This is a genomic window from Streptomyces sp. TLI_185 (assembly GCF_003814765.1).
Classification (GTDB): domain Bacteria; phylum Actinomycetota; class Actinomycetes; order Streptomycetales; family Streptomycetaceae; genus Streptomyces.
In genome coordinates this window covers 129,966-144,936 of record NZ_RKRB01000002.1, presented here as the reverse complement: position 1 = coordinate 144,936, position 14,971 = coordinate 129,966, and the positions used below count along the sequence as shown (strand labels likewise).

General features: G+C 71.5%; 2 protein-coding genes. Both read right to left on the bottom strand.

Features of this window, described 5'->3' with window-relative positions; all coding sequences use genetic code 11:
• Window position 1 precedes the first annotated feature (1 nt).
• Complete coding sequence (locus EDD92_RS49115) at window positions 2–4,966, bottom strand: non-ribosomal peptide synthetase (RefSeq protein ID WP_123970980.1); 4,965 nt, start codon at window positions 4,964–4,966, stop codon at window positions 2–4.
• A complete protein-coding gene (locus EDD92_RS49110; protein WP_123970979.1) occupies window positions 4,963–14,961 on the bottom strand; it encodes a non-ribosomal peptide synthetase in 9,999 nt (3,332 codons plus the stop codon). Before EDD92_RS49110 ends, EDD92_RS49115 begins: the two co-directional genes overlap by 4 nt.
• Between the last annotated feature and the right edge of the window lie 10 nt (window positions 14,962–14,971).

Sequence of the window (14,971 nt, the reverse complement as noted above, 5' to 3'; positions counted from 1 at the left end):
CCTACACCTCCTTCAGGTACTTCGCCAGCTTGCGGTTGATGACCTCGAAGACTTCGGAAGCCGGCTCAGGCATGTACATGTCGTAGTGGGTGGCGCGGATGTCGTGCACCTCGATGGCACCCCGGACGTACGGCCGCCACAGGTGCGACCACGACCCCTCGGGCTTCAACTCCGCGTTGAAATACAGCACATCGCCACCGAAGACCGGCGACTCGTACTGCGACATGAGGGTCATGTTGTTGGCCAGCACCCGCGACATGGAGTCGAGGAACTGCTCCTGGTTGCCGGTGTTCATGTACTGGCTGAAGAACTCCTCCAGCTCCACTCGGTAGTCCGACCGGCTCCGGCCGGCCAGGATCTTGAACTCGTTCGCCGGCTCGGAGTCCAGGATGGCCAGGAAGGCGACCTCGCGCCCACGCTGTTCGAGCCCCGCCGCGACGGCGTGCCCGAGAGTGCCGCCGTAGGACCAGCCGATCAGGTAGAACGGCCCCTCCGGCTGGACCTTGAGCATCTCGTCGATGTAGTCGTCGACCATCTCCTCCATGGACCCCGGCAGCGCCCCCGAGCCGTCGCAGCCCCGGGCCTGCAGGGCGTAGACCGCCCAGTCCTCCAGGAACGGCAGGAAGCTGAAGTACGCCCAGCTCAGCCCGCCCCCCGTGTGGAAGAACCACAACGGCGGCTTGCCCGTCTCGCTGTTCAGCGGCAGTACGACCGCGAACGGGTCGGCGTGCTCCTCGGGGATGCTGTTGGCGAGCATCAGCGCGGCCAGCTGGCCCACGGTGGGGTACTGGATGATCGTCCGGAGCGGCACGTCGATGTCGAAGTGGCCGCGGATGCGGGCGCTGAGCCGGGTGGCCAGCAGCGAGTGCCCGCCGAGCGCGAAGAAGTCGTCGTCGATGCCGACGCTCGACATGCCGAGCAGCTCGGCGAAGATGGCGCACAGGGTCTGCTCGTGGGGGTTGCGCGGTTCCCGGCTGCCCACGGTGCTCGCGTGGTCCGACGGCAGTGCCCGCCGGTTGAGCTTGCCGTTCGGGGTCAGCGGGATCTCCGACAGCGGGACCACCGCGGTGGGCACCATGTAGTCCGGCAGCCGTCCGCGCAGGTACCCGGTCAGCTCGGCGAGCAGAGGGCCGATGGTCCGGGAGAGCCCGGGGTTGTTGGCCCGCATCCGCCCGGCCACGCCGCTGGGGACGAACGCCCCGGTGACGGTCCGCCGCTCGGGCAGCAGCACCGCGTCGAAGGCGTGGACGACCTCGCCCGACAGGGTGATGACCGCCTCCCGACCGTGCTCACCCGCCCACTGGAGCACTTCCTGCGGGTCGACCGGCCTGCCGGACAGGGACGCCTGGGGAAGCAGGTCGGCCGCGACGGCCGCGACGGCCTCCTCGGCCAGCCGGGCGTTGGGTATCCCGGTCACCCGCACCGGCCCGCCCGCCCGGTCGACGTGGCGCTGGAGGTCGGCGAGGTCGGACACCTCCCGGCCCCATGCGACCGCCGGCACACCGGCCAGGTCGAGCACGTCGGCCGGCTCCTTGTGCAGGATGACCTCGTAGCGGTGCCGGGTCAGCTCGTTGTGGGCCTGACCCACCTTCAGCCGGATGTCCACCGCACCACCGGCGTGCTCGCGCGCCCAGTCGGTGAACCACTCGGGGGCGACGACCAGTTCGCGCTCGGCGAGCAGGGCCTTCTCCACCAAGGTGCGCAGTTCCTCGGGCGACGCGCCCGGCTGCGCGGTGCGCTGCACCGCGGTCAGCAGCACCCGCAGCGTCGTCGCGTTGCGGACGTCACCGACGATGAGCCGGCCGCCGGGCGCGACGAGTTCCAGGGCCTGGCTCAGCACCCGGTCCAGGTAGTCGGCACTGGGGAAGTACTGGATCACCGAGTTCAGCAGAACCGTGTCGAAGGCGGCCCTGGGCAGTCCGGAGATGTCGTCGGCCGGCTGGGCGCTCAGGTGCACCCGGTCGCCGTATCCGGCCTGCTCGGCCTGGGCGCGGACGCGGTCCACGACCGGAGCGGACAGGTCGGTGCCCCAGAACTCCTCCACCTCGCCGACGATCTTCGCCATCAGCAGACCCGAACCGACACCGATCTCCAGCACCCGCCGCGGGGAGAACTGCAGCACCTGCGCCACCGCGGTGTCCTGCCACTCCCGCATCTGCTCCAGCGGGATCGGCTCGCCGTCGTAGGTCGACTTCCACAGCTCGAAGTCCTCGCCCAGCGCCTCGTCCTCGGACTCGATGTAGCTGTCGTCGTAGACCTGGCGCCACTCGTCCACCTGGGCGCCCGCATCGGCCGCCGCGACGTTCGGCTCCGGCACCACGTAGCCGACGATGCGCTTGTCCTGCTGGTCCTCGCGCACCACGACCACGGCCTGCGCCACACCGGAGTGCGAGGCCAGCACATGCTCGATCTCGCCCAGCTCGATCCGGAAACCACGGACCTTCACCTGGAAGTCGGTCCGGCCCACGTACTCCAGCCCGCCGTCCCGGCCCCACCGGACGAGGTCGCCGGTGCGGTACATCCGCGCACCGGCCGGACCGAACGGGCAGGCCACGAACCGCTCCGAGGTCAGCTCGGACCGGCCGAAGTAGCCCCGGGCCAGGCCGTCTCCGGCGATGTACAGCTCGCCCTGCACCCCGCGCGGGGCCGGGCGCAGCCGCGAGTCGAGCACGTACACCTGGGTGTTGCCGATCGGCGACCCGATCGGCGGCACGCCCTCGCCCACCTTCACGGGCGCCATGGTCGACCAGATGGTCGTCTCGGTCGGGCCGTACATGTTGAACACCTCGACGGCCTGGTCGGCCAGCGTCTCGGCCAGCCGGGCCGGCAGCGCCTCCCCGCCGACCAGGATCCGCAGCCCCTTGGCGGCGTTCGGCTCGTGCATCAGCAGCATCTGCCAGAACGCGGGCGTCGCCTGCACCGCGGTGACCTCGTGACGGCGCAGCACCTCAACCACGGCCGACGGCTCGGCTACGACTTCCTTGCCCGCCAGGACCACGGCCGCACCGGAGATCAGCGGCAGGTACAGCTCCAGCCCCGCGATGTCGAACGAGACCGTCGTCACCGCGAGCAGCCGGTCCGCGGGCGAAAGCGGGAACCGCCGGCCCATGGTGGCCAGGAAGTTCGCCAGCGCGCCGCGCGGAACCGCCACGCCCTTCGGCTTGCCCGTCGACCCGGAGGTGTAGATGACGTACGCGGTGCTCTCGGGCCGGACGACCACGTCCGGGGCCGAGGCCGGATGTGCGGACAGCTCCGCACCGGCCAGCACCTCGGCGTCGAGGACCAGCACCGGATCCGAGTGTTCGAGGATGTAGTCGATCCGCGAACGCGGGTGGTCCGGGTCGATCGGAACGTAGGCGCCACCGGCCTTCTGCACCGCCAGCAGCGCGACCACGAGGTCCACGGACCGGGGCAGGCGCACGGCGACCAGCGACTCCGCGCGCACGCCGCGGTGGACGAGCCAGCGCGCCAGCCGGTTCGACCGCGCCTCCAGCTCCGCGTACGTCAGCGACTGTGCACCGCACAGCACGGCGACCGCCGCCGGGGTGGCCTCCGCGTGCCGGGCGACCGCCTGCACGACCCCCGAGTCCTGGACCGGCTCGGCCGTGTCGTTCAGATCGCCCAGCAGCCAGTCGCGCTCCCCGGCACCCACCACGTCGACGTCCGCGACGCAGGCGTCCGGATCGGCGACCAGCTGCTCCAGGACCCGCACGAACCGGGCGGCGATGGCCTCGGCCGTGTCCCGGTCGAACAGCCGGGTCGAGTACTGGATGTCGCCGCGCAGCGCGCCGGTGTCGTCGGCGGCGATGCTGAAGAACAGGTCGAACTTCACGGTCTCGGTGATGGCCTGCTCGAACTTCACGTCCAGGCCGGGGAGTTCGAGGTCCCGCTTGTCGTAGTTCTGCCAGGCGAACATCACCTGGAACAGCGGCTGGTAGGCCGTGGAGCGTTCGGGGTTGAGCGCCTCGACCAGCAGCTCGAACGGCACGTCCTGGTGCTCGTAGGCCGCCAGCGCCTTGTTGCGGACCTGCGCGAGCAGGTCGGTGAACGACGGGTCGCCGGCCAGGTCGACCCGCAGCACCAGGGTGTTGACGAAGAAGCCGACCAGGTCGTTGAGCGCCTCGTCGGTCCGGCCGGCGATCGGGCTGCCGATCGTCACGTCGTCCCCACCGCCGAGCTTGCGCAGCAGCGCCGCGAGCGCGGCCTGAAGGACCATCGACATGGTCATCCCGCGCGAGGTGGCCAGCTTTTCCAGCTTGGCCGCCATCCGCGGTTCCACGACGAGGTCGACCGTGTCGCCGTGCGGGTCCGCCTCCGCGGGCCGCGGGCGGTCCAGCGGCAGGCTCAGCGGCTGCGGCACTCCGGCCAGCTCCGAGCGCCAGTACTCGACCTGCCCGGCGGCGAGGCTGCCCGGGTCCGTCGGCTCCCCGAGCACCTCGCGCTGCCACAGCGTGTAGTCCTTGTACTGGACGGGCAGCGGCTCCCACTGCGGCGCCCGGCCGCCCAGGCGGGCGGTGTAGGCGTCGGCCAGGTCCCGGGCCAGCGGCGCGCCCGAACTGCCGTCCATGGCGATGTGGTGGAGGACCAGGGCCAGCACGTGTTCCTGGGGCGAGCAACGGAAGATGGTCGCTCGCAGCGGGATCTCGGCAGCCAGGTCGAACCCGTGCGAGATGGCGTCGTCGATCGCGCCGGACACCTCGTCGGGTGCCACGTCGATCACCGGCACCTCGGGCGCCGCGTCCGCCGCCTTCAGGATCTTCTGGTACGGCTCGCCCTCGGCGTCCGTCAGGTAGACGGTGCGCAGGATCTCGTGACGTTCGATCACGTCGCCGAGCGCCGCCCGGAGGGCGTCGATGTCCAGGGATCCGGTCAGCCGGAACGCCGCCGACATGTTGTAGGTCTCGGCGGCCTCCTCCATCTGCTGCAGGAGCCACATACGACGTTGCGCAAATGACAGCGGGATCATGCTTCTTGCTCCTCTACGATCATCTTGCGCAGACCAGGACGGCGTGGAGCGGCCGATTCCTCCGACCACGCCGCGAGCGCGGCCGGTGTCGGCAAGTCGAAGATCTTTCTGACAGGTATTTCGATGCCCAGCTCCGCGCGGGCTCGGCTGATCAGCCGGGTGGCCAGCAGCGAATGCCCGCCGAAGGCGAAGAAGTCGTCGTCGATGCCGACCCTTGCGAGGCCGAGCACCTCCGCGAACAGCGCGCAGAAGGTCTCCTCACGCGGGTTGCGCGGGGCCCGGCCGGTCGACACCTGCGCGTAGTCCGGCGGCGGCAGCACCCGCCGGTTGAGCTTTCCGTTCGGGGTCAGCGGGATCTCGGAAAGCGGGACCACGGTGGCCGGCACCATGTACTCGGGCAGCCGCCCGCGCAGGTACTCGGGCAGCGCGGCGAGCAGCGGGCCGATGGTCCGGGAGAGCCCGGGGTTGTTGGCCCGCATCCGTCCGGCGACACCGCTGGGCACGAACGCGCCGGAGACGGCCCCTACTTCGGGCAGCAGCACCGCGTCGAAGGCGTGGACGACCTCGCCCGACAAGGTGAGGACCGCCTCCCGGCCCTGACGCCGCGCCCAGAGCAGCAGTTCCTCCGGGTCGACGGGCCTGCCGGACGGGGCGGCCGAACTCAGCACACCCGCCGTGGTGGCGGCGGTGACCTCGTCGACCAGCCGGGCGTTGGGTATCCCGGTCACCCGCACGGGGCCGTCGTCGGCGCGGTCGAGGAGGCGGCGCAGGTCGGCGAGGTCGGAAACCTCCCGGCCCCACGTCAGCCCCGGCACACCTGCCAGGTCGAGCACGTCGTCGGCCGGCTCCTTGTGCAGCACGACCTCGTAGCGGTGCCGCGTCAGCTCGTTGTGCGCGGTTCCGGTCTTCAGCCGGATGTCGACGCTGACGGGCTGGTGGGCCGCCCAGTCGGTGAACCACTCGGGGGCGACGACCAGTTCGCGCTCGGCGAGCAGGGCCTTCTCCACCAAGGTGCGCAGTTCCTCGGGCGACGCGCCCGGCTGCGCGGTGCGCTGCACCGCGGTCAGCAGCACCCGCAGCGTCGTCGCGTTGCGGACGTCACCGACGATGAGCCGGCCGCCGGGCGCGACGAGCTCCAGGGCCTGGCTCAGCACCCGGTCCAGGTAGTCGACGCCCGGGAAGTACTGGACGACCGAGTTGATCATCACGACGTCGAAGGCGGCCGTGGGCAGTCCGGAGACGTCGTCGGCCGGCTGGGCGCTCAGGTGCACCCGGTCACCGAAGCCGTTCTGCTCGGCCTGGGCGCGGACGCGGTCCACGACCGGAGCGGACAGGTCGGTGCCCCAGAACTCCTCCACCTCGCCGACGATCTTCGCCATCAGCAGACCCGAACCGACACCGATCTCCAGCACCCGCCGGGGCGAGGACTCCAGCGCCAGCGCCACCGCCGTGTCGCGCCACTCCCGCATCTGCTCCAGCGGGATGGGCACTCCGTCGTAGGTCGACCTCCACAGCTGGAAGTCCTCACCCCACGCCTGGTCCCTGGACTCCGTGTAGCTGTCGTCGTAGACCTGTTGCCACTCGTCGACCTGGGCATCGGCTTCGGCCAGCGCGGCGTCCGGTTCGGGCACCACGTAGCCGACGATGCGCTTGTCGTCCTGCTGGTCCTCGCGCACCACGACCACGGCCTGCGCCACACCGGAGTGGGAAGCCAGCACATGCTCGATCTCGCCCAGCTCGATCCGGAAACCACGGACCTTCACCTGGAAGTCGGTCCGGCCCACGTACTCCAGCCCGCCGTCCCGGCCCCAGCGCACCAGGTCGCCGGTGCGGTACATCCGCGCACCGGCCGGACCGAACGGGCAGGCCACGAACCGTCCCGAGGTCAGTCCCGAACGGCCGAAGTAGCCCCGGGCCAGGCCGTCTCCGGCGATGTACAGCTCGCCCTGCACCCCGCGCGGGACCGGGCGCAGCCGCGAGTCGAGCACGTACACCTGGGTGTTGCCGATCGGCGACCCGATCGGCGGCACGCCCTCGCCGACCTCGACAGGCGCCATGGTCGACCAGATGGTCGTCTCGGTCGGGCCGTACATGTTGAACACCTCGACGGCCTGCCCGGCGAGGGTTTCGGCCAGCTGCGCGGGCAGGGCCTCACCGCCGACCAGGATCCGCAGCCCCTTCGCGCCGTTCGGCTCGTCCATGAGCAGCATCTGCCAGAACGCCGGGGTGGCCTGTACGACGGTCACCCGGTGGCGGCGCAGCACCGCCATGACGGCCGACGGCTGAGCGATGGTGTCCTTGCCCGCGAGCACGACGGCCGCACCGGAGATCAGCGGCAGGTACAGCTCCAGCCCCGCGATGTCGAACGAGACCGTCGTCACCGCGAGCCACCGGTCCGCGGGTGACAACGGCACCCGACGGCCCATGGTGGCCAGGAAGTTCGCCAGCGCGCCGCGCGGAACCGCCACGCCCTTCGGATTCCCGGTGGAACCCGAGGTGTAGATGACGTACGCGGTGTTCTCCGGCGACACGTCCGGCGTCGGCGCCGAGACCGGGTACGCGGAGCAGTCCGCACCGGCCAGCACCTGGGCGTCCAGCACGAGTACCGGAGCCGCGTCCTCAAGGATGTAGTCGATCCGCGAACGCGGGTGGTCCGGGTCGATCGGGATGTAGGCGGCGCCGGCCTTCTGCACCGCCAGCAGCGCGACCACGAGGTCCACGGAGCGGGGCAGGCAGACGGCGACCAGCGATTCCGGCCGCACACCGCGGTCGGTCAGCCAGTGCGCCAGCCGGTTGGCCCGCGTGTCCAGCTCCCGGTAGGTCAGCGGCTCCTCCTCGCCGATGACGGCGGGTGCGTCCGGGGTGGCCTCGGCCTGCCGGGCCACCGTCTCCACCAGGCCCGGCTCCAGCGTCGGCTCGACGGTGTCGTTCGCCGTGCCCAGCAACCACTTCTGCTCGTCCGCGCCGAGCACGTCGAGGTCTCCGACCCGCACACCGGGATCGGCGACCACCTGCTCCAGGATGCGCACGAACCGGCCGACGATGTCGGCGGCCGCGTCCGCGTCCAGCAGGTCCTGCTGGTACTGCAGGGCGAACTGCACCTCGGGTTCGGACGCGGCGGCCAGCGTGACCGGGTAGTGCGAGCCGGCGAACGGCCGCAGCCCGGTGATGGCGACACCGGCCTCGGAGTTGGCCTCGACGATGGCTTCCCGGTCGACCGGGAAGGACTCGAACAGCACCAGGGTGTCGAACAGGGTGCTCAGCCCGGTGGCCTGCTGGATCTCCACCAGGCTGTGGTGGTGGTGGTCCAGCAGCGCGACCTGCCGGTTCTGCAGCTCGGCGAGCAGCTCGGCGAAGGTGCTCCGCCACTCGCACCGTACCCGGACGGGGATGGTGTTGATGAACAGTCCGACCATGTCGTCGGCGTCGATGAAGGCGGCCGGACGACCGGCCACGGTGGCGCCGAACACGATGTCGGACCGGCCGGTGAGGTTGGCGAGCATCACGCCCCAGGCACCCTGCACGAGGGTGTTCACCGTGACGCCGAGTTCCGCGGCCCGCCGGAGCAGGCCGTTCATGTCCCCGATCGCCACATCGAGGTTCCCGACGCCACCGGAATCGTGCTGCGTGGCGGCGCGCGGCACGAGCAGGGTGGGTTCCTCCACACCGTCCAGCTCGGCCGCCCAGGCACGGGCGGACTCCTCGTGATCGTGGCGGGAGCGCCAGGTCAGGAACTCGCCGAAGTCACGGGCCGGGGGCATGCCGGACGCATCGCCGTCGGACGCGTACAGCAGCAGCAGATCCCGCATCAGCAAGGGCGTGGACCAGCCGTCGAACAGCACGTGATGGGCGGTCAGCACCAGCTCGGCGCGATCCGGTTCGAGCACCACCAGCGCCAGCCGGATCAGTGGCGGCGTGCCCACGTCGAAGTGGGTGGCCCGGTCCTCGACGAGGAACCGCTCGAAGGTGTCGACCCGCTCCGCATCGTCGAGCGCGGTCAGGTCCAGGTGCTGCCACGGCAGCGAGACCGCCTCCGGCACCACCGACACCACGTCGCCGTCCGCCGAGTTGACGAACGCCGCACGGAGGTTGGTGTAGCGCCCGAGCAGGGCCTGCCCGGCCCGGCGCATCCGCTCCGGGTCGACCTCGCCGGCGAGGTGGAACACCAACTGCATGTGGTAGACGTCGAACTCGGTCCCGGCCAGCATGGCGTGGAACAGCAGCCCGGACTGCGCCGGGGTGACCGGCCACACCTCCGCGAGCCGGCCGAACCGGGCCTGCCAGGTGTCGATCTCGTCCTGGCCCACCGCGACCAGCGGCGCGTCGGACGGGGTGAGCCCGCCGGCCTCGGGGCCGGCGGCGTGCCGAGCCAGGGCGGTGAGCGCCTCGACCCACAGCTCGGCCAGTTCGCTCACCTCGTCGCGGGAGAGGACACCGGTCAGGAAGCCGAAGCCGGCGGCCAGTTCGTCGCCGTCCGGGGTGGCGGTGGCCACCGCGTCGATCTCCAGCGCGGCCTGCGCCGGCAGGTGCCGGTCCGGCCCGGCGAGCAGGTACTGGTGCGCCGCGTCCAGCTCCCATCCCAGGCCGCGCAGATCCTCGGGGAGGTCCGCGCCAAAGGAATCGCCGTGGTAGGTGAAACCGATCCGCGGTTCCCGGTCACCGGCGAACTCGGCGGCGGTCTCCGGGTTGAGGTAGCGCAGCAGGCCGTAGCCGGTGCCGTTGTCCGGCAACGCCCGCAGCTGCTCCTTGACGGCCTTGATGGCCCGGCCCGCGGCCTCACCGCCGCCGAACGCCTCCGCCACGTCGATGCCGGCCAGGTCCAGCCGGGCCGGGAAGACCGCGGTGAGCCGGCCGATCGTGCGGGACAGGTCGGCACCGGGCACCACGTGCTCGTCCCGGTCCTGCCCCTCCAGCCGGACCAGCGTCGAGGACGCCGGCAGACCGCGCACCTCGCGCCAGCGGGCCAGCGCCAGTGCCAGTCCGGTGAGCAGGCCGTCGTCGACACCGGCGCGGAACACCGCGGGCAGCAGGTTCAGCAAGGTCTTGGTGACTTCGGCCGGCACCTGGACCCGTACCGTGTCGGCGGTGGTGGCGGCCTCGCGCGTCCCCTCCGGCTCCCGTGCTGCGAGTCCGGGCTCGCCGTCGCGCAGGATCCGCTGCCACTCGGGCAGTTCGGCCCTCCGCTCCGGGGCGGCCGCCTCGTCGGCCAGGGCGTGCGCCCACCGGCGGAACGAGGTGCCCACCCGGGCCGGCACCGGGGTCCGGCCGTCCCGCACCTGCTGCCAGGCGCGGACCAGGTCCGGCACCAGGATCTGCCACGACACGCGGTCCATGACCAGGCGGTGCACGACGATCAGCAACCGGTCGGCACCCGAGTCCGAGGTGAGCCACACGAACTGCGCCATGACACCCGCGTCCGGGTCCAGGCGGCCTGCGGCGGCGTCGAGTTCGGTGCGGACGGGGTCGCCACCGGCAGCGCCGCAGCGGACCTCCCGCAGCAGCGCTGCCGCGTCCACGCTGTCGGACGGCTCGATCCGCAGGCCGGGTTCCGCCCGGTCGAGCCGGGCGCGCAGCACGTCGTGCTGATCCAGCACGGCCCGCACCGCCGCGACCAGCTCGGAACGGTCGATGCCCGCGGGCAGGGTGAGCACCCTGGAGGTGCAGGACCCGTCGATGCCGTCACCGAGCGCGAGGACGTGTGCCGCCGGAGGCAGCGGAGCCCAGCCGGTGCCGCCACCCGGAAGCTCGGCGAGGGCCGAGGTCTCCTCGTCCCGCTCGTCCAGCAGCTCGGCGAGGCGGGCGACCGTGCGGTGCTCGAAGATCTCCCGCACGCTGACCTCTTCGCCGCGGGTCTTGGCCCGGGCGACGACCTGGATGGACCGGATGCTGTCTCCGCCCAGTGCGAAGTAGTCGTCGTCGATGCCGACACTCGCCAGGCCGAGCACCTCGGCGAACAGCTCGCAGAACATCTGCTCACGCTGGTTGCGCGGCGTCCGGCCGGTCGACACCTGCGCGTAGTCCGGCGGCGGCAGCACCCGCCGGTTCAGCTTCCCGTTCGGGGTCAGCGGGATCTCCGAGAGCGGCACGATGGCGGTGGGCACCATGTAGTCGGGCAGCCGCCCGCGCAGGTACTCGGGCAGCGCGGCGAGCAGCGGACCGATCGCCTTGGCGAGCCCGGGGTTGTTCGCCCGCATCCGCCCGCCCGCACCGTGGGAGACGAACCCACCGGTGACGATCCGCTGTCCGGTCTGGTGCCGGGGCAGCAGCACCAGTTCAAAGCAGCGCGCGTCCTCACCGGACCAGGTGATGACCGCTTCCCAGCCGTGCTCAAGAGCCAGACGGCGCAGTTCCTCCGGGTCGGCAGGCTTGGCCGCCAGGGGCGCCGGGTCGAGGACACCGGTCGTGACAGCCAGGGCGGCCTCCTCGACCAGCCGCGCGTTCGGCATCCCAATCACCCGCGTCGGGCCCACCCGGTCCACGTGACGGCCCAGTTCGACGAGGTCGGACACCTGCCCGCTCCACGGCACCGTGGGCACACCGGCCAGGTCGAGCACGTCGGCCGGCTCCTTGTGCAGCACGACCTCGTAGCGGTGCCGGCTCAGCTCGTTGTGCGCCTGCGCCGCCTTCATCCGGATGTCGACGCCGAGGGGACGGCCCGCCGCCCATTCGGTGAACCACTCGGGGGCGACGACCAGTTCGCGCTCGGCGAGCAGTGCCTTCTCCACCAGCGTGCGCAGCTGTGCGTACGACGCGTGGGGATGCGCCGCCCGCTGCATCGCGGTGAGCAGCATCCGCACTGTGGCGGCGTTGCGGACGTCACCGACGATGAGCCGGCCGCCGGGTGCGACGAGTTCCATGGCCTGGCTCAGCACCCGGTCCAGGTAGTCGACGCCCGGGAAGTACTGGATCACCGAGTTCAGCAGAACCGTGTCGAAGGCGGCTTTGGGCAGTCCGGAGATGTCGTCGGCCGGCTGGGCGCTCAGGTGCACCCGGTCGCCGTATCCGGCCTGCTCGGCCTGGGCGCGGACGCGGTCCACGACCGGGGCGGACAGATCGGTGCCCCAGAACTCCTCCACCTCGCCGACGATCTTCGCCATCAGCAGACCCGAACCGACACCGATCTCCAGCACCCGCCGGGGCGAGGTCTGCAAGACCTGTGCCACCGCCGCGTCGCGCCACTCCTGCATCTGTTCGAGCGGGATGGGCTCGCCGTCGTACGAGGACTTCCACAGCTCGAAGTCCTCGCCCAGCGCCTCGTCCTCGGACTCGATGTAGCTTTCGTCGTAGACCTGGCGCCACTCGTCCACCTGGGCGTCGGTGTCCGTGACCGCGGCATCCGGTTCGGGCACCACGTAGCCGACGATGCGCTTGTCGTCCTGCTCGTCCTCGCGCACCACGACGACTGCCTGCGCCACACCGGAGTGGGAGGCCAGTACGTTCTCGATCTCGCCCAGCTCGATCCGGAAACCGCGGACCTTGACCTGGAAGTCGGTCCGGCCCACGTACTCCAGCCGGCCGTCCCGGCCCCACCGGACGAGGTCGCCGGTGCGGTACATCCGGGCACCGGCCGGACCGAACGGGCAGGCCACGAACCGCTCCGAGGTCAGTCCCGAACGGCCGAAGTAGCCCCGGGCCAGGCCGTCTCCGGCGATGTACAGCTCGCCCTGCACCCCGCGCGGGGCCGGGCGCAGCCGCGAATCGAGCACGTACACCTGGGTGTTGCCGATCGGCGCGCCGATGGCCACGCCCTCGCCGACCTCGACAGGCGCCATGGTCGACCAGATGGTCGTCTCGGTGGGGCCGTACATGTTGACCACCTCGGCGGCCTGCCCGGCGAGGGTTTCGGCCAGCTGCGCGGGCAGGGCCTCCCCGCCGACCAGGATCCGCAGCCCCTTGGCGGCGTTCGGCTCGTGCATCAGCAGCATCTGCCAGAACGCGGGCGTCGCCTGCGCGACGGTGACCTGGTGGCGGCGCATCGCCGTCACCACGGCCGACGGATCGGTGACGGTGTCCTTGCCCGCGAGCACGACGGCCGCGCCGGAGATCAGCGGCAGGTACAGCTCCAGCCCCGCGATGTCGAACGAGACCGTCGTCACCGCGAGCCACCGGTCCGCGGGTGACAACGGCACCCGACGGCCCATGGTGGCCAGGAAGTTCGCCAGCGCGCCGTGCGGGACCGCCACGCCCTTCGGCTTGCCCGTCGACCCGGAGGTGTAGATGACGTACGCGGTGTTCTCCGGCAACACGGCCGGCGTCGGCGCCGACTCCGGGTACGCGGAGCAGTCCGCACCGGCCAGCACCTCGGCGTCCAGCACCAGCACCGGAGCCGCGTCCTCAAGGATGTAGTCGATCCGGGAGCGTGGGTGATCGAGATCGATCGGCACATACGTCCCGCCGGCCTTCTGCACCGCCAGCAGCGCGACCACCAGGTCGACCGACCGCGGCAGGCAGACCGCGACCACGGACTCCGGCCGCACACCGCGGTCGGTCAGCCAGTGCGCCAGCCGGTTGGCCCGCGTGTCCAGCTCCCGGTAGGTCAGCGACTCCTCCTCGCCGATGACGGCGAGGGCGTCCGGGGTGGCCTCGGCCTGCCGGGCCACCGTCTCCACCAGGCCCGGCTCCAGCGTCGGCTCGACGGTGTCGTTCGCCGTGCCCAGCAACCACTTCTGCTCGTCCGCACCGAGCACGTCGACATCCCCGAGACACACACCGGGATCGGCGACCACCTGCTCCAGGATGCGCACGAACCGGTCGACGATCTCGACGGCCGTGGCGTGGTCGAAGAGTTCCGCCGCGTATTCGAGCCGGCCGTGCGCGCACCCGGTCGCGTCCGGGACGACGTTGAAGAACAGGTCGAACTTCGCGGTGTCGGTGCCCACCGGAACGGGGGTCACCCGCAGACCCGGCATCTTCAGTTCCGACCAGACGAACTGCCAGGCCAGCATCACCTGGAACAGCGGCTGGTACGAGGTGGAACGGTCCGGGTTGAGCAGCTCCACCAGCCACTCGAAGGGAACGTCCTGGTTGTCGTACGCGGCGAGGGCCTTGTCCCGCGACTGCTCCACCAGCTCGCCGAACGACGGGTTCCGCGACAGGTCGGCGCGCAGCACCCAGGTGTTGACGAAGAACCCGATCAGATCGGCCAGGGCCTCATCGGTGCGCCCCTCGATCGGGCTGCCGATCGTCAGGTCCTCGCCGCCGCCCAGCTTGTTCAGCAGCACCGCCAGCGCGGCCTGGGCCACCATCGGTACCGTGGCGCCGCGGTCCGCGGCCAGCTTCCCGAGCCCGGCGACCAGGTCGGGTCGCAGCATGAACTCGACGTGGCCGCCGCGGTGGTCGGCCAGGGTCGGCCGCGGCCGGTCCAGCGGCAGCTGCACCGGCTGCGGTACGCCGGTCAGTTCCTGCCGCCAGTAGGCGAGCTGGGACGCGGCGACGCTCTCCGGGTCGCCTTCCTCGCCCAGCAGCTGCCGCTGCCACAGCGTGTAGTCCTTGTACTGCACCGGGAGCGGCGTCCACTCCGGCGCCTTCCCGCCCTGGCGGGCCGTGTACGCCGACACCAGGTCCCGGACGAACGGCCCCATCGACGACCCGTCCGCCGCGATGTGGTGGAACACGAACACCAGCACGTGCTCCTCGGGGGAGACACGGAAGACGGTGGTCCGCAGGGGGAGTTCGACGTCCAGGTCGAACCCCTGGCTGAGAGCCTCGTGCAACGCGGCGTCCAGCGCGTCCGCGGCCACGTCGACCACCCGGAACGGGATGGCCGCCTCCTCCGGGGGCAGGACGCGCTGCTCCGGCGTGCCGTCCGCGTTCTCGACGACCCGGGTGCGCAAGGTCTCGTGCCGGGTGGCGACGTCCATCACGGCCGCGGCCAGGGCCGCCGTGTCGAGCGGCCCGTCCAGGCGCAGCACGAACGGGATGTTGTAGGTCGCGGTCGGGCCCTCCAGACGGTGGAGGAACCACAGCCGGCGCTGGGCGAAGGACAACGGGATCATCGACGCGTCT

Excerpts from the sequence above, each read along its gene's own strand:
- EDD92_RS49115 (WP_123970980.1), bottom strand. The coding sequence starts at position 4,966 with ATGATCCCGCTGTCATTTGCGCAACGTCGTATGTGGCTCCTGCAGCAG.
- EDD92_RS49110 (WP_123970979.1), bottom strand. The coding sequence starts at position 14,961 with ATGATCCCGTTGTCCTTCGCCCAGCGCCGGCTGTGGTTCCTCCACCGT.